This is a genomic window from Paenibacillus assamensis DSM 18201 (assembly GCF_000422445.1).
GTDB classification, from domain to species: Bacteria; Bacillota; Bacilli; order Paenibacillales; family Paenibacillaceae; genus Paenibacillus_B; species Paenibacillus_B assamensis.
The window spans coordinates 53101-75030 of record NZ_AULU01000013.1; the positions used below are offsets into that span (position 1 = coordinate 53101).

Below are 21930 nucleotides of genomic sequence, written 5' to 3' on the forward strand. Positions count from 1 at the left end.
AAGTTATTATTGAGAAGCTATCTCTTTTATACTATAATAATTCTGTTAAGGAGGTGTAGATATGAATCGTGAACAATTTGGGAAAAATCTAACCGCTATATTAAAAGATAGGGGACTAACAACTATTCGTTTAGCTGATGAGTGCGGAATTAGTTACTCGTCGTTGGCCTCAATTGCATTTGGACAATCAGATATTTCGCAATCACAATTGGAATCGATATCCCATTATTTACAGATTTCCCCCTTAGAGTTGTTGAATCTTGATGAGGCTCAGCCTGCAATTCCTTTTGAAGCAAGATTACGTGTTCAAGGATATCAAACAGATCCTGAAATAAAAAAAGCACTTCAGTTTGCTTCTTCTTTCCTTACGCATATCGAGGAATTAAAACAATTAAGGGGATAGTGCATGATTCCTATAATATACTCTAATATATACAAAAATAATGAAAAATATCGATTAGCAAAGATGAGGGCTATATCGGCAAGAGAAAAGTATAGAATAAACAGCGGGCCTATTACTAGTCCCGTTTTTTCATATCTTGAAAAAGAAGATTGTTATGTTGTTACATATGGCTTTGATAAAAAAACTCAGCTACTAGGAATGTACATTAAGCAAGGAGATTTAAAAATAGTATTAATTCATAGACATAGAATTTTAGGTAATCAAAATTTCACAGCCGCTCATGAATTATCGCACGTTTTATTTGATGATGAGGATATGTTTGATATTTGTTTTCCGGAGGGTTTCAGTAAGGACGATAACGAAATCTTAGCAGACTTTTTTGCGTCGCATTTTTTAATGCCAGAAGAGGATATTTTAAAAGAGTATAATTGGGGGGAAATTGAAGTAAGAAAAGAGAACATACTCAAATTGAGCTCCAAATACAAAGTATCTTTTATCGCTATGGCACTAAGATTATATAACCTAGGTCTGATAACTTTCGATGTGTACCAAGAATATCTTCGTAAGAGTCGAAAAGGTAAGTTGAAGTTAAAGGAAACTTGTTTAATTGAGGGTATCGATTCCTTGGTTTTTGAAGCCCCCAAGGATGCTTACATTTCTGACAATTACATTAGTTTATTAATCAGTGCATACCATAATGCCAATATAAGTAAGTCCGTGATGGTAAATCATTTTATTGCTTTTTTAGAAGAGAATTTAGAGACTGACCTTAGCAAAGTAGTAGAACAAGCTGATGCAACATATCCAGATGAAGTTGGATGGGACGAGCTATGATTAATATTATAACTTCAGGTGACGTTGTTATTGACAATACTACGTTATCCAATTTCTCGTTAGCAGGGGTTTTTGATTTACTTAATGATATTTTCCATGGCGCTAAAATTATTACTATTTCTGTGAAAACGGAATCTTTTGTTATTACTTCAGTTAAACAGGACGTAGAGTTAGCTTTGAAATCGGGGTGGCTCGAGATTAAAGAACTGTACGGTATTGATATGCTATCCGAATATTATACCATTTCTAAGAATTATCCCACAAAAATATCTAATGTTCCCAAGCTTGGCGATGGGGAGGCTGCATCTTTAATCTATGCGAAATATCAAAAATGTATTTTAATTACAGATGATAATGGACCCAAAAAGCTAGCCAGGAAGTATGGGATTGTGACGATTGGCTCAATTGGGCTACTATACATGGCTAAAGAAATGGGCTTAATAAGCTTAGAGCGCTGTGATGAGCTGTTTAACTTAATGAGAAATAATGGCGCGTTTTTCCCAAAGAAATACAGGTCATTTAGTGATTGTATTTCTGACTTAGAGTTTAAGTTTATGACTGTAGAGAAAAGGTAGTAGCTCTTATTCACTGTGATTATTGCTTTAAAAATATATAGTATGGAGTTGCCTTACTAACAAATAAAGGCACCCAATTTGGGTGCCTTTCGAATTCTCTTTATAAATGATAGGGCTGAACCGTATCATAAGACGACGAAGTGAATCACTCCTTTTACAGTTGTTTTAATACAATTGTATCCTACCAAATCAGCATGATGTGTTTTTTATGCGCTATATCAGGCTGTGACTTATTTGAATCGTGTGATAACTGTTCAGATATGCTATCTTGAATATAAGGTAATTTTTAATCTTAAATGTAATATCGAGTAAGATGTAATTATAATAAAAATTCAACTTAATTGTATAAGCGAGAACAGGTGTCTGATCGGCGAGCGTGCTTGTCGATCTGACTTAAAAGGGAAGTTCGGTGCAATGCCGACGCGGTCCCGCCACTGTAACGGAGGAGCAGGCAGCTCAATCAGCCACTGATCTACATCGATCGGGAAGGTCGCTGCCGAGTGATGATTCCCGAGCCAGGAGACCTGCCTGTTCTGATAGCACTGCGTACCTACGGGAGATAGGGAGGCGTTAGATGATCCATCATAATGTAAGATTATGAAGGCGTCTTTCCCTATGTATTTTTCAGAGGGAGGACGCCTTTTCTAGTTGTTAGAAGAAGGCTATCTAGAGAAACGACACTGGGGTTGTAGAAAAGGGGTATTCTAATGACCTTACAGCAATTGAAATATATTCTGACCATCGTTAGTTGCGGCTCCATAAGCGAAGCGGCAAAGAAGCTGTATATTTCTCAGCCGAGCTTGTCCAACGCGGTGAAAGAGATTGAGATGGAAGCTGGTATAGAGATTTTCCTTCGATCGTCCAAGGGAATTGTGCTGTCAAGCGATGGAGCGGAGTTTTTATCTTACGCTAGGCAAGTCGTGGAGCAAGCTGAGCTGCTCGAGCAGCGGTACATGAATCGTAAGCCTTCGAAGAAGCTGTTCTCGATCTCAACGCAGCATTACGCCTTTTCTGTGCAGGCTTTCGTCGGACTGCTGAAGGAGCTTAATGTGGATGAGTATGAGTGTACGCTGCGTGAAACACGCACCTATGAGATTATTGAAGACGTAAGGAATATGAAAAGTGAGCTCGGAATCATCTATATGAGCGAATTCAACCGAAAGGTGATTCAGAAGATATTAAAGGACAATGAGTTGCGATTTTATCCGTTATTCCAAGCGGAAGCGCACGTATTCATCAGTAAGGAGCATCCACTTGCATCCAAGTCGCTACTGGACATCGAAGATTTGGATGACTTCCCGTGTTTGGCCTTTGAGCAAGGCGAATATAATTCCTTTTACTTTGCGGAGGAAATACTAAGTACACGAACATACAAGAAAAAAATATTGGTCAGTGACCGCGCGACGCTATTTAACCTGTTGATCGGGCTTAATGGCTATACGATTAGCTCGGGCGTATTGAATAAGGATCTGAACGGGGAACAAATCAAATCTGTACGACTTCGTACCGATGAGAGCATTCAGGTGGGTTACATCGTGAATCAGAAGGCCAGTTTGAGTCAGTTGGCTACCGCCTATGTGATGAAGCTCAAAAATATCATTATGGATTTTGGCTACCCGATTATAAAGCAAGAGGATGAACTCGACTGAGTCCATCCTCTTTTACGTTATTACAACGTTGCTCTAACTTCTTTAGCTGCTTGTACAAGGTTTTTCAAGCTGGCCCACGTTTCCGTGACACCGCGTGTTTTAAGTCCGCAATCCGGGTTAACCCATAGCTTGGAGACTTCGATCTTGTCGAGCATGCGGTCCAGCCCTTGTTTAAGCTCGTCCACGCTCGGAATTCGAGGCGAATGGATGTCATAGACGCCAGGACCGACTTCCGTACGGAAGCCGCATTCATTGAGAACGTCGATGAGGGCCAGATCCGAACGTGATGCTTCGAACGTAATGACATCGGCGTCCATCGCATCGATATCGCGAATGATGTCGCTGAATTGGCTGTAGCACATATGGGTATGAATTTGCGTTTCGGCTTTAACACCACTGTGTACAAGTCTGAAGGCAGGAATTGCCCAGCTCAAGTATTCGCTTTGCCAGTCGGAATGACGCAGTGGCAGCTTTTCTCTTAATGCAGCCTCGTCGATCTGAATAATTTCGATACCGTTCGCTTCCAGATCGAGTACTTCGTCACGAATGGCAAGACCGATCTGAAGAGCGCTCTCCTTCAGGCTGATATCCTCGCGAGGGAAGGACCAGTTCAGAATCGTTACCGGACCTGTCAGCATACCTTTGACCAGTTTGTTGGTACGGCTCTTCGCGAACGCCGAGTATTCTACTGTCATCGGCTTGCTGCGGCTAATGTCGCCCCATACGACCGGCGGTTTTACGCAGCGTGTTCCGTAAGACTGAACCCAGGCGTTCTCTGTGAAAATAAAGCCATCCAAGCATTCGCCAAAGTATTCTACCATGTCATTGCGCTCGTATTCGCCGTGAACAATGACGTCAATGCCGATCTCTTCCTGCTGTGCAATGCACTCTGCGATCCGGTCAAAGTTGAACTGCTTGTACTGTTCTTCGGTGATGTTGCCTTTCTTGAAAGCTGCGCGGTTTGCGCGGACTTCAGCCGTTTGCGGGAATGAGCCGATCGTCGTCGTAGGCAGCAGCGGCAGATTAAATTTTGCTTTTTGAATCGCTTCTCGCTCTTCAAACGCAGGCAATCTCGTGAAGTCGGCATCCGTCAACGCGGCCACTCTCTTCTGTACCGAGTTGTCGTTCGTAAGGCGCGACCCGTTGAACAGCTTCTCGTTCTCCGTATAAATAGCGGAGGCTTCCGGGTTTGCTTGCTCCAGAATCGATTTCAGATCAGCAAGCTCACGCAGCTTCTCTTCCGCGAAGGCGAAGTATTGCTTATTTGTCTCCGTCAGCTTCGTTTCATGCTTCAGTGAATAAGGAACGTGGAGCAGTGAGCAGGAAGTGCCGAGCACGACTTGGCTTGCATGCTTGCCGATCTCGCGAACGAGGGCAATCGTCTGTTTATATTGGTTCTTCCAGATGTTCTTACCGTTAAGTACGCCGGCGAACAGCACTTTGTCGCTTGCGAAGCCATGCTCACGCACGAGCTCCAAAGACTGCTTGCCTTCGACGAAGTCAATGCCGATTCCGTCAAACGGCAGTGCTTGAAGCGCCTGATAGCAGTCACGAACGTCTCCGAAATACGTTTGCACGACAACTTTTACGTTGCCTTTGGCGGAAAGAATTCCGTTGTAAAGCTCCGTAAACAGCGAGATATCTTCCGCAGTCAAATCCGTTACCAATGCAGGCTCATCCAGTTGAAGCCATGCTGCGCCAAGCGTGTTCAATTGGTTCAGGACAGCTTTATACGCTTCGACAACCGCAGGCACGAAGTCCTCTGCTTTTTTGGATCCAGTGAATCTTGCGAGTTTGAGCAGGGTGAATGCGCCAATCAGTACCGGTTTAGTTGTAATTCCCTGTTGTTTTGCTTCCGTAAATTCGTCGAACAACTTCGATCCAGCCACACGGATGCTTGTTGTATCGTCAATTTCGGGCACCATATAATGATAGTTCGTGTTGAACCATTTTTTCATCGCCAGTGCTTTCACGTCGCCTTTGTCGCCTTGATAGCCTCTCGCCATTGCGAAATACGTTTCTAGCGGGCTTAGACCGAGCGCTTGGTATCTTTGCGGAACGATCCCAAGCAAGCAAGCGGTGTCGAGCAGTCCATCGTAGAAGGAAAAATCATTGGATGGAATGAAGTCGACGCCATTTTCCTGCTGAAGCTTCCAGTTTGCCGCTCTAAGCTGCGCCGCAGTTTGTTGTAGTTCTTCGACGGGAAGTACACCTTTGAAGTATTTTTCGGATGCAAATTTAAGCTCTCTAAGTCCGCCTACTCGCGGATAACCAATGATGGATGTTTTCAATTGTAGCAGCTCCTTACGTGATATGTTGGATAGATTATAAGACGTGGAAGCTGCTATCGGGAAACACAAAAAAACTATGCAAAGGTATAGTTTTTTTATATGGGCTAATTTCATGAAGGAATGCCCTGAGGGTAGTTAAAGAGGTAGCAAGAAACGTTGGCCCCCAATGTATGGGATACAAAACGGATTGAAGTTGGTTGTAAACAGTGTTAATCTAAACAACGTTAAACGCTAATACTATACTCCACCATACAACTAAAAACAGTCACTATTTTAGTTATAAAGAAAGGTAATACGATGATAAAAGTAGACAACTTATCCTTCTCGTTTCCACAAAAAGAACTATATACAAACATTTCATTTACGCTTGAAGAGGGACAACATTGCGCCTTTATAGGAGCAAGTGGCAATGGAAAAAGTACATTAATCGATATACTGATGGATCCTGAAAAGTACATGTTCGAGGGCAAATTAGAAATAGAGCCGACTTGTACAATCGGGTACGTAAGTCAATTCCCTCAATTAGACGAAACGAAGGAAACAAGCGTTTTTGAGTATATAGGGGAACCATTTATTAAGATACAAAATGAAATAACATCTATTTGTACCGAAATGGAAACATCAGCGGATATTGAGCCTTTACTCGAAAAGTATCAATTGGCTTTAGACGCATTTGATGCAATCGGTGGGGAAGATTTTGAAAGCAACATTAATAAGAAACTAAATCAAGCAAACCTCATGAAGCTAAAAGATCTTAGCGTATCCGCCCTAAGTGGTGGGGAATTTAAACTTGTTCAAGTAATGAAGGAAATGCTTAATGGTCCAGACGTAATCATTATGGATGAACCAGATGTATTTTTAGACTTTGAAAACTTAAATGCGCTTAAAAATCTTATCAATGCTCACAAAGGAATACTGCTAGTTGTTACGCACAACCGATATTTATTGAATCATTGTTTCAACAAAATTATACACCTTGAAAACAAGGAGCTCCAAGAGTTTGATGGGCGATATATTGAGTATAATTTCTCCTTACTTCAGACAAAAATCGAATTACAAGAAATCGCAGTCGCTGAACAAGAAGAAATTGAGAGATACGATGGCATTATTGATAATCTTAGAGCGATCGCAACGCATAATTCAGAAGCATCTAGAGGACGAGCGTTAAAAGCTAGAGTTAAGTTTCAAGAAAGATTGGAAGCGCGTAGAATTAAAGCGCCATTTGTTGATATTAAGCAACCGAATATTAGTTTTGATATTGAGAATGAAATGGAAGACACTACGGTTATAAATGTCAGTAATTATCGCGTTGCCTTTGATGAGCTGCTTCTGGACAATGTTAGCTTTGAGATAAAATCTACGGATAAAGTGGCCATTATTGGCCCTAACGGTACAGGGAAAACGACTTTACTCCGAGATATTTTTAAAAACAATCATGATTCCATTGAAATAAATACGGATGCGAAAGTGGCTTATTTATCTCAGATGCAGGGCGAAGTGCTAAATGATTCAAATACCATACTAGAAGAATTTATCGATGCTGGGTTCGACACGTATGATGAGATTAGATCGTATATTTCGAACTATGGCTTTGAAGGAGAAATCGTTAATCAGAAAATAGGGTCTTTATCTGGTGGAGAAAAAAATATGCTTCAGTTGGCAAAAGTGTCTGCTAGTAAAGCCAATGTATTGCTTCTAGATGAACCGACAAGCCATTTAGACACTTATGCACAACTAGCACTAGAGAAAGCCATTGAGAGCTATAAAGGTGCGATTCTCATGATTTCTCATGATTTCTATTCGGTTGTAAATGGTATGGATTATGTGTTAATCATTGACGATAAGACGATTAGAAAAATGAAAATGAAAAAATTCAAACAGATGATCTATGCGAGTCACTTTAATAAAGATTATTTAGAAATGGAACAAAATAAAAAGTCAGTTGAAATGAAAATAGAAATGGCTTTAAAAAATACTGATTTTGAACTTGCTAAAGTATTGGTTGATGAGCTAGAAGAGCTGATTAAGTTGCTTTAAAAATTTGATGATTAGAAAGAAGAAGCTTGAAGCCCGCAGTCTGCACTCCTTGGGAACAGATGATGCTGGGTTTCGAGCTTCTTTTCTCTGCGTAATAGTAAAAATTACCGTTACGAACGGCCTTGTGAACCGTATCATAAGTAAGTGCAGTTCTTTGATTGAGTAATAAGGAAACGCCATTGACCAATTGGGTAGATCTATCAACTAGAGATAAGGAGATGCTTGAAGTGGAAATTAATATACCCGGAAGAGGAATTATAAACATTCGCAATCTTGTACTGGATTATAACGGAACGATAGCCTGTGACGGTAAAATTATTCCTTCAATAAAAGAAAAAATAGAGGCTATTCATAAAAAAGGTATACGAGTACATGTAGTAACGGCTGATACCCATGGTACTGCGAGAAATCAATGTGCTGACATGCCTATAGAAGTACAAATATTTGCTAACTCAAATGCAGCAGTACATAAAAGAGAAATTGTAGAAAAGCTTGGAGCAGAACAATGCGTATGTATTGGAAATGGGTACAATGATGGACAAATGTTTGAAGCTTGCGGCCTATCCATTATTGTGATCGGGGAAGAAGGTTGCTCCGCAAAATCTTTAATGAAAGCGGATATGGTATGTAAAAGCATTGAGGGAGCATTTGATCTGATATTGAAACCAAGTAGAATCATTGCGACTTTAAGAGGATAATATTTTTACCAATAGCTAACTTCTGAATACACTTTCTGAATTGGGTCAGCTGATCTCACTGAAGTTCCTTAACCAGTTCTCTAACTTGAACTGATTGAATTTTGAAGGAAAATTTCTCTTAGCCAGTCTGACCACCAGATTGGCCAGCGCATACTCGATGAGCTGGCTCAACGTTGGTTCGATGCTGCGCGCGAATATTAAATCAGATGAGAGCTATTTTATGATGAAGCCAGGTCTATAGCCCTTCGATAACAAGCTATTGATTTGCTCTATTAATGCAGGTAGCTCACTCATCGTATGAATCGTAAAGTCTGCGCCGTGTTGAAGGAAAACTTCTTTTGTATCTGCAATTATTTTTTCTTGTTCGGACGGCGCAAGGCTTTCGAATTGTTCTTGGTGAAGCCCCATTTCGGAGCTTCCAATTACAACACCGACAGACCATACACCTGCATTTACGCCTTCTTTAATATCGGATGTCGTATCGCCAACCTTTACGATACCCCAAGCTGCGGACAGCTTCAACTGCTCCATGTTGCGATAGATCATGTAAGGGTACGGTCTTCCGTAGGAGTCAGTATCATCTGGCGTAACATAACTATCGGGACTATATCCTTTTTGACGAGCATTCGAAACGACGACATCCATCATTGTGTTGGTATAGCCTGTTGTAGAACCAATTTTTAATCCTTGAGACCTCAGCTTGTCTACCGTTTCGATTACACCGGGAATGGGATCTGTATATTGAGACAAACAGTCCATGAGAGCCGGTTCGAACTCGGCATAAAGCTTTTCCACATCTTGTTCTTCAAACGGGCGTCCGTACTTATCTTCCCACAGTCCCGATAGCCTCGGCATGGAGAGCATTGCACGTATATGGTCAATCTTCAACATTCCCATGGGCGCTCTTGCTTCATCCATCGTAACGTCAATTCCGGCATTTTTAAAAATTGTGACAAATACATTGACGGGGGCGAAGCATCCGTAATCGACAGCCGTTCCCGCCCAATCTAAAATAACTCCTTCAATTTTGTTCATTATGCGATCACTCCCACTCCCATATATTCTTCAATTATTTCGCAAAGCTGCTCAATGTCCTTGTGATCAATGTCTCCAATGTTGCCGATTCGGAACGTATCCATCTCGGTTAATTTGCCAGGATAGATAACAAATCCTCTTGCTTTTGTATAAGCATAGAAATGCGGAAAGCTGAACGATTCACTTGGGAACAAAAAAGTAGTAATAATTGGAGATTGCTTGTCCGGTGCAATATAAGCATGGATGCCAAGCTGGGCAAGCCGCTCCCTCAACAAGGCATTATTGTCACGATAACGTATAAATCTTGCGGCAACGCCGCCTTCCTGTTCTAGCTCGTCCAAAGCTTTAGAGAAGGCCGCGACTACATGCGTCGGGGAAGTGAACCGCCATTTGCCGTCCTTGTCCATTCCCTGCCACTGATCATATAGGTCTAATGATAAGCTGCGTGCAATACCTTCGCAGGCTGTAAGCTTCTCTTTGTTAGCAATGATAAACCCGAAGCCCGGAACACCTTGAATACATTTGTTCGCGCTGCTGATCAAATAATCAATTCCAAGGCTGGGAACATCAATTTCGATACCGCCAAAGCTGCTCATGGCATCAATAATTAACGTTTTTCTATACGCAATGGAAAGCTTAGAAATCATATCGAGCGGGTTCAGTATCCCGGTTGTGGTCTCACAGTGAACCATAGCGATATGAGAAATACTTGGGTCTTTCTCCAAAATTGATCGTATGTCGCTTTCATTAGGCTGCTCATCAAAGCTCACACGGTACTCGGTGTGCTTCAATCCGATGCAATCGGCTATTTGCACGATGCGTTCACCATAAGCACCGTTTGTTATGATAAGCAATTTATCTTCGTTTCTAATCGTAGAGGTAAGAACGGATTCCACAGCAAACGTACCGCTTCCCTGCATGAGCACTGTCGTATACTCAACAGGGTTTGCTCTTGCTATATTCAGTAGTTGAGATCTAATCTGTTGAGTCATCGATTTGTATTCATCATCCCATGTGCATCGATCAAGCAGCATTTCCTCTTTTACAGTACGTGTCGTGGTCAAAGGTCCAGGTGTTAATAGTTTGTAGCTGTTCATCACGTAAACCCCCTAGTTGCCTGATTTGGATGTATTGAAAAATTGCTGATGCTCTTGGAGCAGCTCCACTGTGAGCGGCTTGGCAAAACCTTTTGGGTACGCAGGCTTGTCGACCTGATCGATGGTTTCTCCTTTATATAAGGCAACTGGATAGTTAACGATCAAATCTTTTCTTGCACCTTTGAGGATGGCTTCTGCCATTTTCATCGCAAGATCGGTAGTTTCATTGTCCTTGTTCACCACAGCAATGGACTCCGTCAATGAAAAATTGCCTTCAATAGGATCCACAAAGTCGATGGGAATACCCGTTGCTCTAGCAGCAACCGCTTGATGGCGAAGGCCAAAACCAGCGGCAACTTCTCCAGCCTGTATTTTTTTGATTGGACCGGATCCGGAGCTCTCCAGATGAGGGCCGGCATTGGTAATGAGATCATGCAAGATAGCCTTGCCCGATTCTTCCCCATATTCGGAAATGATGGCTTGAATCAGCAGCCATCCTGTAGAGGAATGCATAATGTCCGGAATGGAGACCAGACCTTTGAATTCTGGTTTTGTTAAATCCGCGATGGATGTGGGACGTGGAAGCCCTTTTTGTTCTAATAGTTCCGTATTTACAAAGGTTGTACCGGTAATTGATAATATGGGCGCATAAAAAGAGGGATGTGTTTCAAGCGCGTCCGTTTCAAACGACAGTTCTTTAAACATGGCGTGTTTATTTTGCGAGCTTTCGATAAAATAGGAGCTCATCGTAATTAGATCTGCTTCGATATTTTTACCTTCGGCAAGTAGTTTGCCACCCAGCTCTGAAGTTCCAAGTGAATGCAATACATATTGACCTTCAAAGCCGCTATTCGTAAGTGATGTTTTCATGGCCTGAACGGCTTCTTCATCGCCGTTTGTATAGATAACTACTTTTTTGGCGTCTGCCTCACTTTTGCCACAGCCTGTTGCAGCAATCGCTAGGCTTATCGTTAATAAGGTGAGTAGTACACATTTCAACGTTTTTTTCATCGTAATTTGCTCCTTTGGATTCGGCATAAGTTAGTTCACAGTGCGCCGTTTTTGCAAATAATCGCATAAAAGCTTGATGATCAAATTTGTAAAAAAGATAAGCAAGGATATTACAAAAATCTCGTTAAATTTCCCAAAATGTTGGAGCTCCTTAATCTTGCTGGCTACAACGGACGTTTGAGCGGAGACCAGAAAAATAATGCCGCTGACCGTCACCATCGCGTTGATGAAAAAATAACTTGCCATTTCGATTACGGTAGAAGCCGAGTTGGGGAGAATAACCCGCCAAACGGTATTGAACCAGCTGTCACCGAGCAGTTCTCCGGTTGTTTCCCAAGATGGATTCATTCTAGACAGGGCGTTCTTGGCCATCAGGTACGGCGTTGTAAAGAAATGCATCATATTGCAAATGACGAGAATGGCAAACGTTCCCTTTAGGCTACTGCCGTTGAAAAGCAATAGGTACGAGATTCCGAGCACCATACCAGGCACCGTATTAGAAATCATTGAAACGATGTCTAGAGCAGACCTGCCCATTAGGGAAGTTCGTACATTTAGGATGGCTGCGCTATACGCGATCAGCGTTCCGAATAGGGCTGTCAGTAGCGCTACAAACAAGGAGTTTACATATACTCTCGTCAAGTCGCTCGATTGAAACGTGCTGATTACATGTTTTAACGTAAAAGTGAGATCATAGGGAAAAGCAGTTAGCCACGGTGCTATAAACATCACGGCAAAGACGGACAACATCCCAAGAACGGTGGCAATAGAGATGAAGCCAAATGCTGCATCCCGGATGCGATGACGGGGCAGCTCGGTGTCCGCCAGCTTGTCATAGTGAAAATTTAGCCGCTCGAGACGTTTAAGCAGCCAGATGCCAAACATTGCAGGTACTAACATAAGGACGGCGATGACAGCACCTTGATTAAAGTCGGGAATAGAGCCGAGCATCACTTGATACAGCTGCGTTGCCACTACAGGGTAAGCTCCGCCTAACGAGGCAGGAATACCGAAATCTGTAAAACTGAGAATGAAGGAGAGCACGAAGGCTCCACCTAGCGTTCCTATCAATGGACGAAGGATTGTGTTCGCAAAGCTGCGCAATGTCCCGTCACCCATAAGTTTGGATACGATAATAAATTTTTTATCAACAGATTGAAATGCGTTATGGAGCAATAGAAATGCTGATGGAAGCGTGTAGATGACATATCCGATCAGCAAACCGTTGAATCCATAAATATCGAATAGACTTCGTCCTGCAAGCTTCGTAAGCAATCCCTGATTCCCAAGCGAGTAAATGATCGCAAAGCCGTAGGTGATCGTCGGAAGCAGCATAGGAACAACAATGGCCGTTTTCAGCACGCTTTTCAGCGGTCTGTACATATTGGTGCAGTGAATCGCATAGGCAAGCATAAATCCCAGAATGGTAGATATGAAGGCTGCAGCAGCCGATACTTTCAAGCTGTTAAAGGACGCTTCTATCATATTCCGGTCCGACCATATCGACATGTAATTGGCAATCGAAATCCCTTGTTCGTCCTCGAATGAACGAGCGAATAAAATTAGAAGCGGCAGAAACAGGAATGCTGCGAATAGTGAAAGAATGACTACAAAAATTACCCGCATTTCTGGTTTGACATTAGGCATACTGTTCTCCAAACAAGTTGTATATATTTTGTCTTTTGATGTGAAGCTGCTTAATAATAAATTGATCGACGAAGTCATTGCTAGGCTGATGAACAATTTCTTGGGGGGCACCAAATTGTGATATTTTCCCCTGATTAATAATAAGAATTTTGTCCGAAATCGTTAATGCTTCCTCTGGGTCATGCGTTACGATAATCGTCGTCAGCTTGAACTCCCGTGCAATCGACTGGATACGCTGCTTAATAGATTCTTTAATGACTCCATCTAGAGCGCTAAGTGGTTCGTCCAACAGCAAAATTTTCGGATTGGTGACGAGTGTTCGTGCCAATGCCACTCTTTGCTTCTGCCCCCCGGACAATTCCCCGATTTTTTTCTGTAGATGAGGCTTAAGTTCCAAAAATTCAATATATTCTTGAATCTGTTGAGGGCTTGCCGATTCTTTATTGTTGCGCTGACCATACACGATATTGTCATATGCGTTCAAATTCGGAAAAAGGGCATAATCCTGAAATACAATGTTGAAGCCGCGTTTTCTCATAGGCACATGAGTCAAATCGGACTGGTGAAATATAATCTTTCCTTGATCCATTTGAGTCAATCCCAAAATGATGTTCAGCAGCGTAGTTTTTCCGCTTCCGCTTGGTCCTAGCAGCGATACAATTTCCCCTGTACCGATCTCGAAGCTAATATTATCGAGAATCGTCTTGCCATCAAAATGTTTGCTTATATTTTGTAATTTGAGAATATGACTCACCTCCTTGATTACAAGCCTAGTATAAAAGTACTCTGTAAATTTTGTTCGAAGTCTGAGTAAAACGTGCGTAAATTATGATGCACTATTCATACAATTTGTAAATATTGCGACTGTTACTGTGATATTATGGGTGAATTTATACAAAACCCCTATATTGAGGTGGTAATTTGGTAAGTGGTTGGTTTGGCTGGGATTATAGGCGGGTTTGCGAGGGCATTTTCCAATAATAGAATGGGGTACCTGCTGAGAGGTTTTGTTTGTGGAAAGTAAAAACCCCTTCACCATTTTGGTAGAAGGGTCCATTTTCTATGACGGTATAAATTCCAACAGCTAGGAAGTATAACGTCTTCCGTTCATATAAAAGTTGTCCTCGCGTCCAACTCGGAAGGAAATCTCTAGATCCGGTATCCCAAGCAACCGAACATGCCTATCAATTGCCTCTGCCATCTTATCACGCACTTCGTCCCCACGCTCAAACCACCATACGTCAATGAAAGGGTACGAATCAGTATATTTTCCGTCAAATATAGCGGTAACGTGAAGACACTCTAAGGTAAAATTATCTGTTCCGCATTGGCATATTTCTGCCATCTCCGCTACGAGCGGTATGCTAATTGCACGTATGCCCTCGGCTGGAATTCCTCTAAAAATTAATTGTGGCATGTAACATCCTCCTGTCGATATGACTTTAGCCTTTGTCCTTCTTTTATTGTATATGTACATTTGTATTGGATGCAATTGGATAGTTAATTGCGAATATAATCCACCCGTAACCGTTAAAGTTGCTAAACAATATACCGATTATATTTATATTGGATAATGTTACTTTTTTTTAAAGAGTAATAAAGAAAGCCCAATGATATCGAAATGGTATGGAACGGTTACTATTTTCAGTCAGAAAAGGTGTGAAGACAGCTATGAATACAATTAAAGGTCAAATGCTACGTCTATTATTACCCGTCATGATTGTGACGGTATTGGTTATGTCAGGGGTATCCTATTTTAAAAGTAATTCGATGGTGACATCACAGGTTGATCAGATGATGCAAGCCAATTTAACTAGTGGAATAGAGACAATTAATCTATCTTTTCTCGCTCATGAAAAGACGCTGCAAACGTTTTTAATGAGTGTTAACGATAACCCCAAGCTGACAAGAGAAGAGTACTTGAACAGAATGAAAAAAGTACTGTCAACGAATGATGAAACCTTTGGTGTAGGTGTCTTTTTTGCACCAAATAAGCTGGACCCGCAAGTTGGAAGAAGAGCTTATTATGTGAGTCAAAAAGATGGTGTTATGTCTATCGACGATTCTTACAATAAAATCGATTACACAAAAGAATATTATTACACCGATGCAAAAGCGTTAAAGGAGGGAGAAATGACCTGGACGGAGCCCTATATCGATTCCAATTCTGGTGTGTCCATGGTTACAACGATATCTCCGCTATATTATAAAAATGAATTTGTAGGCACGGTTACAGCAGACTTGAGTCTTGATGAGATTATGGATATGGTATCCGGCATTAAAGTTGGTGAAACAGGCTTGCCTTTGCTCTTGAGCAAGCAGGGCTTAATTCTACATGATATTGTTTCAGAAAATATTATGAAAAATAATATTCAAGACAGCCCGAGGGAGTCGTTGAAAACACTCGGGGGAGAAATGCTGCAAACGGAAAGTGGCCAATCCTTTATTAAGGGAGAAGGTGATTTTGGCGATGCTAAAGTATACTATGATACGGTTACAGCAGCAGGTTGGAAGCTAGCATTCTTTATTTCCAATGATGAAATAGAAGCTCCCTCAAGAGAATTAGTAAGAACTCTCTCCGTAATAGGCGTTATCGCTATACTTATCGTTAGTTTGACTATATTTATGTATACGAAACAGCTAACAAATCGTTTGAAACGATTAGAAGAAATGAGTCGAGTAATGGGAGAGGGAGATTTTACTGGGGTCATTGAAGTATCGGGGAAAGATGAGTTAAGTAATATTGGGCATGCTTTCAACAAAATGTCGGAGACATTAAGAGGAGTTGTGCGCGATATTGCTAGAGACGCCGAACAAGTTAGTGTGACTAGTCAGGAATTAAGTGCGACCTTTGAGGAAGTTACGGGTCAGATAGAATTGATTAACTCCTCTTCTGAAGAAATTGCGATGGGTTCACAAGATACAAGCGCTAGCAGTGAAGAGATAAGTGCTTCGGTAGAAGAAGTGGCAGCTCATGTAGAAGTACTAGCGAAGACCGCACAAAATAGCAACCAGGAAGCGATCAAAATTAAAGAAAGAGCTGTCCACATTAGCCACACAGCAGAACAATCGATTGAGCATGCAAAAAGACTTTATGAAGAAAAGGAAAAGGCGATCCTTACGGCTATTGAAAATGGAAAAGTCGTTAGTGAAGTGAAGCTAATGGCAGACGCAATTGCCAATATTGCTAGCCAAACGAATCTACTTTCTTTAAATGCAGCCATTGAGGCAGCAAGAGCTGGAGATAGTGGAAAAGGATTTGCTGTAGTTGCTCAGGAAGTACGAAAATTAGCCGAGCAATCTGAGCGTACTGCCTTACAAATCCATGAAACGATTGAAAAGACACAGAAAGCTTTTAATGATCTAACTGATGATGCGAATGGAATATTGGAGTTTATTAATAAGCAAGTCATGGCAGATTATGATCTGTTACATGATACAGGTAGCCAGTACAATAAAGATGCTGATAATGTAAGATTAATATCCGATGATATTGCAAACATGTCCGATAATGTTTCCCATACCATTAAAGAAATTACTGCCGCCATTGAAAATATGGCGAGCATTGCACAAAGAACCTCAGAAAATACAGAAGAAATACAAGGCAGTATATCGGATACGAATAGCGGTATGAGACATATTGCGCAAACGGCGCAGGATCAAGCCGAAGTAGCGCAATCCCTAAATGATGTGGTACAGCGATTTAAGGTATAGAGGCTAATTATAATGAATGATTGCTATTCACAATTGTAGATAAAGCGTGTAGAGCTTGTACAGGTTAGGTACAGTTCTACACGCTTTTTCTTGTATGCTCAATTGTAGGTTGAGGAGGAACTTACGATTATTAATGCAGGGGGCCATTCCCTTGTTAATCATGGAGATCAAATAAGGAAGTTCCTCAATCAGCAGTAAAAGTTTACTGGTATTTTGTCCATCTCAACTATTATCGAAACTTAGTCTATGATGAATGAGTTCGGGTTGTAAGGGAATTCCTTACTCCATAAGTTGGTTAACTAAGGAGCATGCCACGGCAGCTCCTTTCGTAATTTTATCGTATGACGAAATAAGTTTATATACAGTCGACTTGTTCACTATTGGAATTAACAATCTACTTGAGGAAGGAATAATTTGATATGTATAAAAGGAAAGTAGCTATGCTAAGAAGGCTCTATCATACATCAAATGCAATATTTGACCCTCAGCATGGGGTGAGACTGTACAACGTTTGTTCACTAATAAAAGAAGAGAGAGAACTGGTGAAAAAAATGGATTGGATGGTCAATCGTCTAGAGATCATTTCCCACCAATCTTGCCTTAAGCAGCTCATTCAATTAAGGGAAGACAAGCGTTTATATCGAGAACGCATTATAGATGGATTTATTGCTGGAGTTGGTGGGAGCTATCCTCGTGGGATATCCTCGTTGACGAGCTACTACACCATGATGAACATACCGGATCACGAATTTGTGGAGGCAGACGGCTATACTGCATGCAAAATTTGCTCCTTTTCAAAAAGTAGAAAAGATGGTTATTGGGAAAATACTTCAGAAATTCATTACGCCCTCTACTTAGGCAATACGTATGGTTTAAGTCTGTGGGGAGCACTCCTGGATTTAAAGGAATTGGTGGAGCAGCGTCCAGTCAAGCCGACGTCGAAAGATATTAAGGTATTTCGAAGCTTATTGGACAGTCTGGACCGTTCGGAGCCAGGCGAGACGCCGAGTGAATTCGAGAAGCGGCTTGCAGCAGAAAAAAATATGCCAAAAAATAAGTACGTACGGCGGGGCATATTGAATTCACTAGCTGTGGTAGGAGTTATTCCAAATGCATGTATCAAAACGGATTTTGATACGTGGATAGAATATGAACATAGGGTGAGCCAAGAGGTAAAGCTTCCAAATACAAAAGGCAGATCGGATATGGAAATGCCGTGGGCAGGTTGGAACGGGCAGCTTAAAGTCAACTGGGACGTGGTTAAGGAGCTTTTTGGTCAAGTAGAGAGGAATGAAGCCAATGTATGAACGTTTAGTTGAGAAGCTGAACACGACTACCGCTATTAAATGGTTTCCTGGTCATAAAGTGGAAGAGAGTTGGATTGTAGAAGTGGAGGAAGAACTAGGCTTCCGCCTACCACCCTCTTACCGCTGGTGGTTAACTGAATACGGTAATGCTAGGTTAGGAGACGGAAGTATTCAGACAATTGTTGCTTCGGAACATAGGGAATATACGGATGTGGATATTCTTTATATACATCGATTGAATATGGAAGAGGATTGGCTAGTAGAGAGGTTTCCAAATAGATTAGATTTGTTTATTCCCGATAGCGATGAGCTTTACTATTTTGATACGTCTTCTAGAGACGAGCAGGGTGAATTTCCGATTATGTGCTACGATTTGATGAATAATTTGATCGATACGTACGCTTCGACTTTTGCAGAGTTTATAGAGCGGTTGATCGATCAACGCAGCTGAGAGGTGTTAACGAGTCCTTCGTTTTTGTCGCTAGGACGTAATATAAATAACGCGACATAGTTAGTCAGGGAAGAATCCTATACAAATAGGATTCTTCCCTTTTTGGCGTGCCTAGCTTGGTTGATCATTTCATGTGCGCGTTACGTGGTTTAACATACCTATACCTATTATTTGCCCTATCATGCTAGTATAGATGGTGTATCTGACCATCCGAATATGGTATACCCATCATTTGTGTTAGGAGATTCAGTGATGAACAAAAAGGTATTGATCGTTGAAGATGATATTCATATTTCTAAAATTATTAAAATGAACCTCAATATCGTAAACTACGATACGACCGAGGTCTATGATGGCTTGGCGGCTTTGGAATTGCTGCAGCGGGAGAAGTTTGATCTTATTTTGCTAGATGTTATGATTCCGAAACTGGACGGTTTTGCGCTAATGGAACATATTAGACCTTATCGTATTCCTGTTATTTTTTTGACGGCGAAGAACTCGGTTTATGATAAAGTGGACGGGCTAAGGCTGGGAGCAGACGATTACATGGTCAAGCCATTCGAAGCGATTGAACTGCTAGCTCGTATCGAAACGGTATTGCGTAGGTATGGCAAAGAAGAACGAATATTGGGCTTCCAATCCCTTCTCATTGATCTGGACAAGCGGGAGGTAACCAAGCAAGGAGAAGTCGTTGAGCTAACACCAAAAGAATATGATTTGCTGGTCGTTCTCCTAAAAAATAAAAACATCGCCCTATCAAGGGAGCAGTTTATCGATAAAGTATGGGGTGATGACTATTATGGAGAAACAAGAACGGTTGATATGCATATAAAATCATTACGCAAAAAGCTAGATTTGCAAGACCATATTAAGACCATTTATAAACTTGGCTATCGGCTGGAGGATTGAGGAGATGAAATTTTGGAAGAAAATTTACATCTTCTCAATTCTAGTCTTTGTCATTATCTTTAACGCTGCCTCTATTATGGTTATCGAGCGCAGCCACAATAGAATGCTTGAACAGGAAATAGATAGTGCGCTAAGCCAATACATGAGTATTCATTCCAGTGTAAATGCGATTGTACCGATTGTTCGTATTTACGATTCCATCGATTATGAGAAAACAGTGCTAACGAGAATTGCTAATGAATTTGTTAGAACCAATAAGGAACAGCATGTGTATTTGGATATTAGGGATGAAAAAAATCAGGCAATCTTCAGTAATATCGATTTTCAGATGCCGACACAACGTGAGGAACTGAGTAAGTTGAGCTTGGATGAAGTCCGTTATATGTTACGGGATATAGATGAGCGAACGATCCTTTTCATCTCGAATATGGTGGATGTTAGCCAAACGAGCTATCTATTCACCTATATGGTAGATGTCAGTTCCGTCTATCAGGACCGTGTGGATCAATATAAGTTCTTTATAAAAGTAGATGTGGTAGCCTGCATTCTCTATATGTTGATTATGTTTTTTGTAAGTAGAGGATTGACGAGATCAATTGATCGGCTGGGTCGAACAGCTCAGGTTATTGCACAGGGCAAATTCTCTGAACGGGTCCAATTACAATCTAAGGACGAAATTGGCGTGCTGGCCGACAATTTTAACAATATGGCCGCTGTTGTGGAGGACAAAATTACTGAACTTGAGCGAATCAATCAAGAAAAACAGCGGTTTATTAATAATTTTACACATGAGTTAAAAACACCGCTGACCTCCATTATTGCCTATGCAAGCTTTATGAGGACTACCAAATACGATGAAGAAACGTTTCTAGATGGTCTTAATGTCATTTATTCGGAAGGCAAACGTTTAGAGATGTTGTCATTGAAGCTGATGAACCTGATTGTGCTGCAAGAGGATGACTTCGAGTTAGAAATGCACGATTTGGGGGCAGTTATAGCTGAATTGAAGCCTGCACTAGACATGCTGGCTCAAGAAAAGCAGGTGAAAATTATCACGGTTTTTGAACCGGGCGAACTAAGACTGGAAAAGGATTTAATTAAAGTTTTAGTATCCAATCTGGTGGACAATGCAATTAAAGCTTCCGAGGAACAGCAGACTATTACGATTCAAATCGTATGGAAAGATGGACAATGTGTGTTGGCAGTACTGGATCAGGGTATCGGAATTGCTAAGGAGCATCAGGATAAAATTTTTGAGCCTTTTTACATGGTGGATAAATCGAGGACAAGAAGCGGAAAAGGGGCAGGACTCGGTCTTGCCATATGTAAAAACGTAGCCAAGGTCCACAATGCCATCATCCAAGTAACCAGTAATGAAGATCAAGGCACAAAGGTGGAAGTTGTATTCACACCTACCCTTCAGAGAGGAGGGATGCAGGAATGAACAAGCTTAATTTGGTTATGATGTGCGTGCTGCTCATGATTGTCGGGACGGGCTGCGAAGGTGTATTCGATACGATACCGAAAGAGACAGTCATGGTAAAATCAATCGATAGAGCAAGTGAGGCCAATGGAGCAGAGTATGAGGGTGTTTTATCCCAGGATACGGTGAAAACACTTAGTCTAAATGCGGTAAATAAATATTTCGATGAGAACGTAACGTTGAAAGAGATTCAATTCGAGATGGAATTTATTAATAAAAATAAATTTAAAGCTTTGATAAGTGAGGCAGAATATGGTCTCATTCCGGCAGTTATACCGGCTCCAGGTTCGGTAGTAAAGCCAACAGAAGTCCCAAAATTTCTCATTAACGTGCAAACGGAGCTGGATTCGTATTCCGGAGGCTTGTATTATACGACTTTGACTACATTGAGCGATTCTAGTAAAGCCTATGATATCGTGTTGAATGCGAGGAACGGTGATATCGTTAAAGTCACAAGAGCAGACACGTTGCGAAATATTTCCGGAGCTAGACAGAAAGACAAAAAGGAAATTATCGCTCTCGCAGAAGCATTTATTCAGGAAAAAGAGAGCTACCCGTTGTCTGAGCTATCGCTGAATGAGGATATAACCCGTTGGGGTAGTGTGGTGGAATTGTATTACATGAGCAAGGATGATAAGAAGTTAATTTACACGATCTCGGTGAATTTACGACGAAATGAAGTTATTGGGTTCAGTAAGGATGTCATGGCACTGCTCAGCTACTATTCAAGGATCTAAGTGAGACCAAGCACCTAACCGAAAAGTTGTGGCAAAACCATATTTACAATTG

General features: G+C 41.3%; 19 protein-coding genes and 1 riboswitch. Of the genes, 12 read left to right on the forward strand and 7 right to left on the reverse strand.

What is annotated here, in order from left to right:
• The first annotated feature begins 61 nt into the window (after nucleotides 1-61).
• The 4 genes from H580_RS23850 to H580_RS0109475 all read left to right on the forward strand — a co-directional run bounded on the left by H580_RS23850 (nucleotide 62) and on the right by H580_RS0109475 (nucleotide 3461).
• The gene (locus H580_RS23850; RefSeq protein ID WP_036604988.1) at nucleotides 62-403 is read left to right on the forward strand and encodes a helix-turn-helix domain-containing protein; all 342 of its coding nucleotides are present in this window, start codon (nucleotides 62-64) and stop codon (nucleotides 401-403) included.
• 3 nt (nucleotides 404-406) lie between these two features.
• Complete coding sequence (locus tag H580_RS0109465; RefSeq protein WP_028594559.1) at nucleotides 407-1237, forward strand: ImmA/IrrE family metallo-endopeptidase; 831 nt, start codon at nucleotides 407-409, stop codon at nucleotides 1235-1237.
• Entirely contained in the window at nucleotides 1234-1812 is a 579-nt protein-coding gene (locus H580_RS0109470) for a PIN domain-containing protein (RefSeq protein ID WP_028594560.1), read from the forward strand. The genes H580_RS0109465 and H580_RS0109470 overlap by 4 nt, the downstream gene beginning before the upstream one ends.
• 340 nt (nucleotides 1813-2152) lie before the next feature.
• Nucleotides 2153-2358, forward strand: a riboswitch (cobalamin riboswitch).
• Between the two features lie 161 nt (nucleotides 2359-2519).
• A complete protein-coding gene (locus tag H580_RS0109475; protein ID WP_028594561.1) occupies nucleotides 2520-3461 on the forward strand; it encodes a LysR family transcriptional regulator in 942 nt (313 codons plus the stop codon).
• Between the two features lie 20 nt (nucleotides 3462-3481).
• On the opposite strand, the gene metE is transcribed toward H580_RS0109475, so the two are convergent.
• On the reverse strand, nucleotides 3482-5821 hold the full coding sequence (metE, locus tag H580_RS0109480) for a 5-methyltetrahydropteroyltriglutamate--homocysteine S-methyltransferase (protein ID WP_342663185.1): 2340 nt from the start codon (nucleotides 5819-5821) through the stop codon (nucleotides 3482-3484).
• A gap of 228 nt (nucleotides 5822-6049) precedes the next feature.
• On the opposite strand from metE, the gene H580_RS0109485 reads away from it, so the two are divergent.
• Both H580_RS0109485 and H580_RS0109490 read left to right on the forward strand, forming a co-directional pair.
• The gene (locus H580_RS0109485) at nucleotides 6050-7789 is read left to right on the forward strand and encodes an ABC-F family ATP-binding cassette domain-containing protein (protein ID WP_028594563.1); all 1740 of its coding nucleotides are present in this window, start codon (nucleotides 6050-6052) and stop codon (nucleotides 7787-7789) included.
• Nucleotides 7790-8016: 227 nt separating this feature from the next.
• Nucleotides 8017-8487 (forward strand): HAD family hydrolase, encoded by a 471-nt coding sequence (locus H580_RS0109490; RefSeq protein WP_211224399.1) that lies wholly within the window; start codon nucleotides 8017-8019, stop codon nucleotides 8485-8487.
• A gap of 213 nt (nucleotides 8488-8700) precedes the next feature.
• Here H580_RS0109490 and phnX read toward each other — a convergent pair whose 3' ends face one another.
• The 6 genes from phnX to H580_RS0109520 all read right to left on the reverse strand — a co-directional run bounded on the left by phnX (nucleotide 8701) and on the right by H580_RS0109520 (nucleotide 14694).
• Nucleotides 8701-9522, reverse strand: a complete 822-nt coding sequence (gene phnX / locus H580_RS0109495; protein WP_028594565.1) for a phosphonoacetaldehyde hydrolase — start codon at nucleotides 9520-9522, stop codon at nucleotides 8701-8703.
• Complete coding sequence (phnW, locus tag H580_RS0109500) at nucleotides 9522-10619, reverse strand: 2-aminoethylphosphonate--pyruvate transaminase (RefSeq protein WP_028594566.1); 1098 nt, start codon at nucleotides 10617-10619, stop codon at nucleotides 9522-9524. The genes phnX and phnW overlap by 1 nt, the downstream gene beginning before the upstream one ends.
• 12 nt (nucleotides 10620-10631) lie before the next feature.
• Nucleotides 10632-11630: an extracellular solute-binding protein gene (locus H580_RS26505; protein WP_028594567.1), complete on the reverse strand. Its 999-nt coding sequence runs from the start codon at nucleotides 11628-11630 to the stop codon at nucleotides 10632-10634.
• A 30-nt stretch (nucleotides 11631-11660) separates the two neighbouring features.
• Nucleotides 11661-13277 (reverse strand): ABC transporter permease, encoded by a 1617-nt coding sequence (locus tag H580_RS26510; protein ID WP_028594568.1) that lies wholly within the window; start codon nucleotides 13275-13277, stop codon nucleotides 11661-11663.
• The gene (locus tag H580_RS0109515) at nucleotides 13270-14022 is read right to left on the reverse strand and encodes an ABC transporter ATP-binding protein (protein WP_028594569.1); all 753 of its coding nucleotides are present in this window, start codon (nucleotides 14020-14022) and stop codon (nucleotides 13270-13272) included. Before H580_RS0109515 ends, H580_RS26510 begins: the two co-directional genes overlap by 8 nt.
• 339 nt (nucleotides 14023-14361) lie before the next feature.
• Nucleotides 14362-14694 (reverse strand): DUF1904 family protein, encoded by a 333-nt coding sequence (locus H580_RS0109520; RefSeq protein WP_028594570.1) that lies wholly within the window; start codon nucleotides 14692-14694, stop codon nucleotides 14362-14364.
• A 254-nt stretch (nucleotides 14695-14948) separates the two neighbouring features.
• Between H580_RS0109520 and H580_RS0109525 the strand changes: the two genes are divergently transcribed.
• The 6 genes from H580_RS0109525 (at nucleotide 14949) to H580_RS0109550 (ending at nucleotide 21878) form a co-directional block, all read left to right on the forward strand.
• Nucleotides 14949-16991, forward strand: a complete 2043-nt coding sequence (locus H580_RS0109525) for a methyl-accepting chemotaxis protein (protein WP_028594571.1) — start codon at nucleotides 14949-14951, stop codon at nucleotides 16989-16991.
• A gap of 542 nt (nucleotides 16992-17533) precedes the next feature.
• Nucleotides 17534-18298, forward strand: coding sequence for a hypothetical protein (locus H580_RS0109530; RefSeq protein WP_157282822.1), 765 nt, complete (start codon nucleotides 17534-17536; stop codon nucleotides 18296-18298).
• Nucleotides 18291-18749, forward strand: a complete 459-nt coding sequence (locus H580_RS0109535; protein WP_028594573.1) for an SMI1/KNR4 family protein — start codon at nucleotides 18291-18293, stop codon at nucleotides 18747-18749. Before H580_RS0109530 ends, H580_RS0109535 begins: the two co-directional genes overlap by 8 nt.
• 252 nt (nucleotides 18750-19001) lie before the next feature.
• Nucleotides 19002-19658, forward strand: a complete 657-nt coding sequence (locus H580_RS0109540; protein ID WP_028594574.1) for a response regulator transcription factor — start codon at nucleotides 19002-19004, stop codon at nucleotides 19656-19658.
• 4 nt (nucleotides 19659-19662) lie between these two features.
• Nucleotides 19663-21102 carry a sensor histidine kinase gene (locus tag H580_RS0109545; RefSeq protein WP_028594575.1) on the forward strand — a complete coding sequence of 480 codons (1440 nt, stop codon included), beginning with the start codon at nucleotides 19663-19665 and terminating at the stop codon, nucleotides 21100-21102.
• Nucleotides 21099-21878, forward strand: a complete 780-nt coding sequence (locus tag H580_RS0109550) for a hypothetical protein (protein ID WP_028594576.1) — start codon at nucleotides 21099-21101, stop codon at nucleotides 21876-21878. The genes H580_RS0109545 and H580_RS0109550 overlap by 4 nt, the downstream gene beginning before the upstream one ends.
• Nucleotides 21879-21930: the final 52 nt, after the last annotated feature.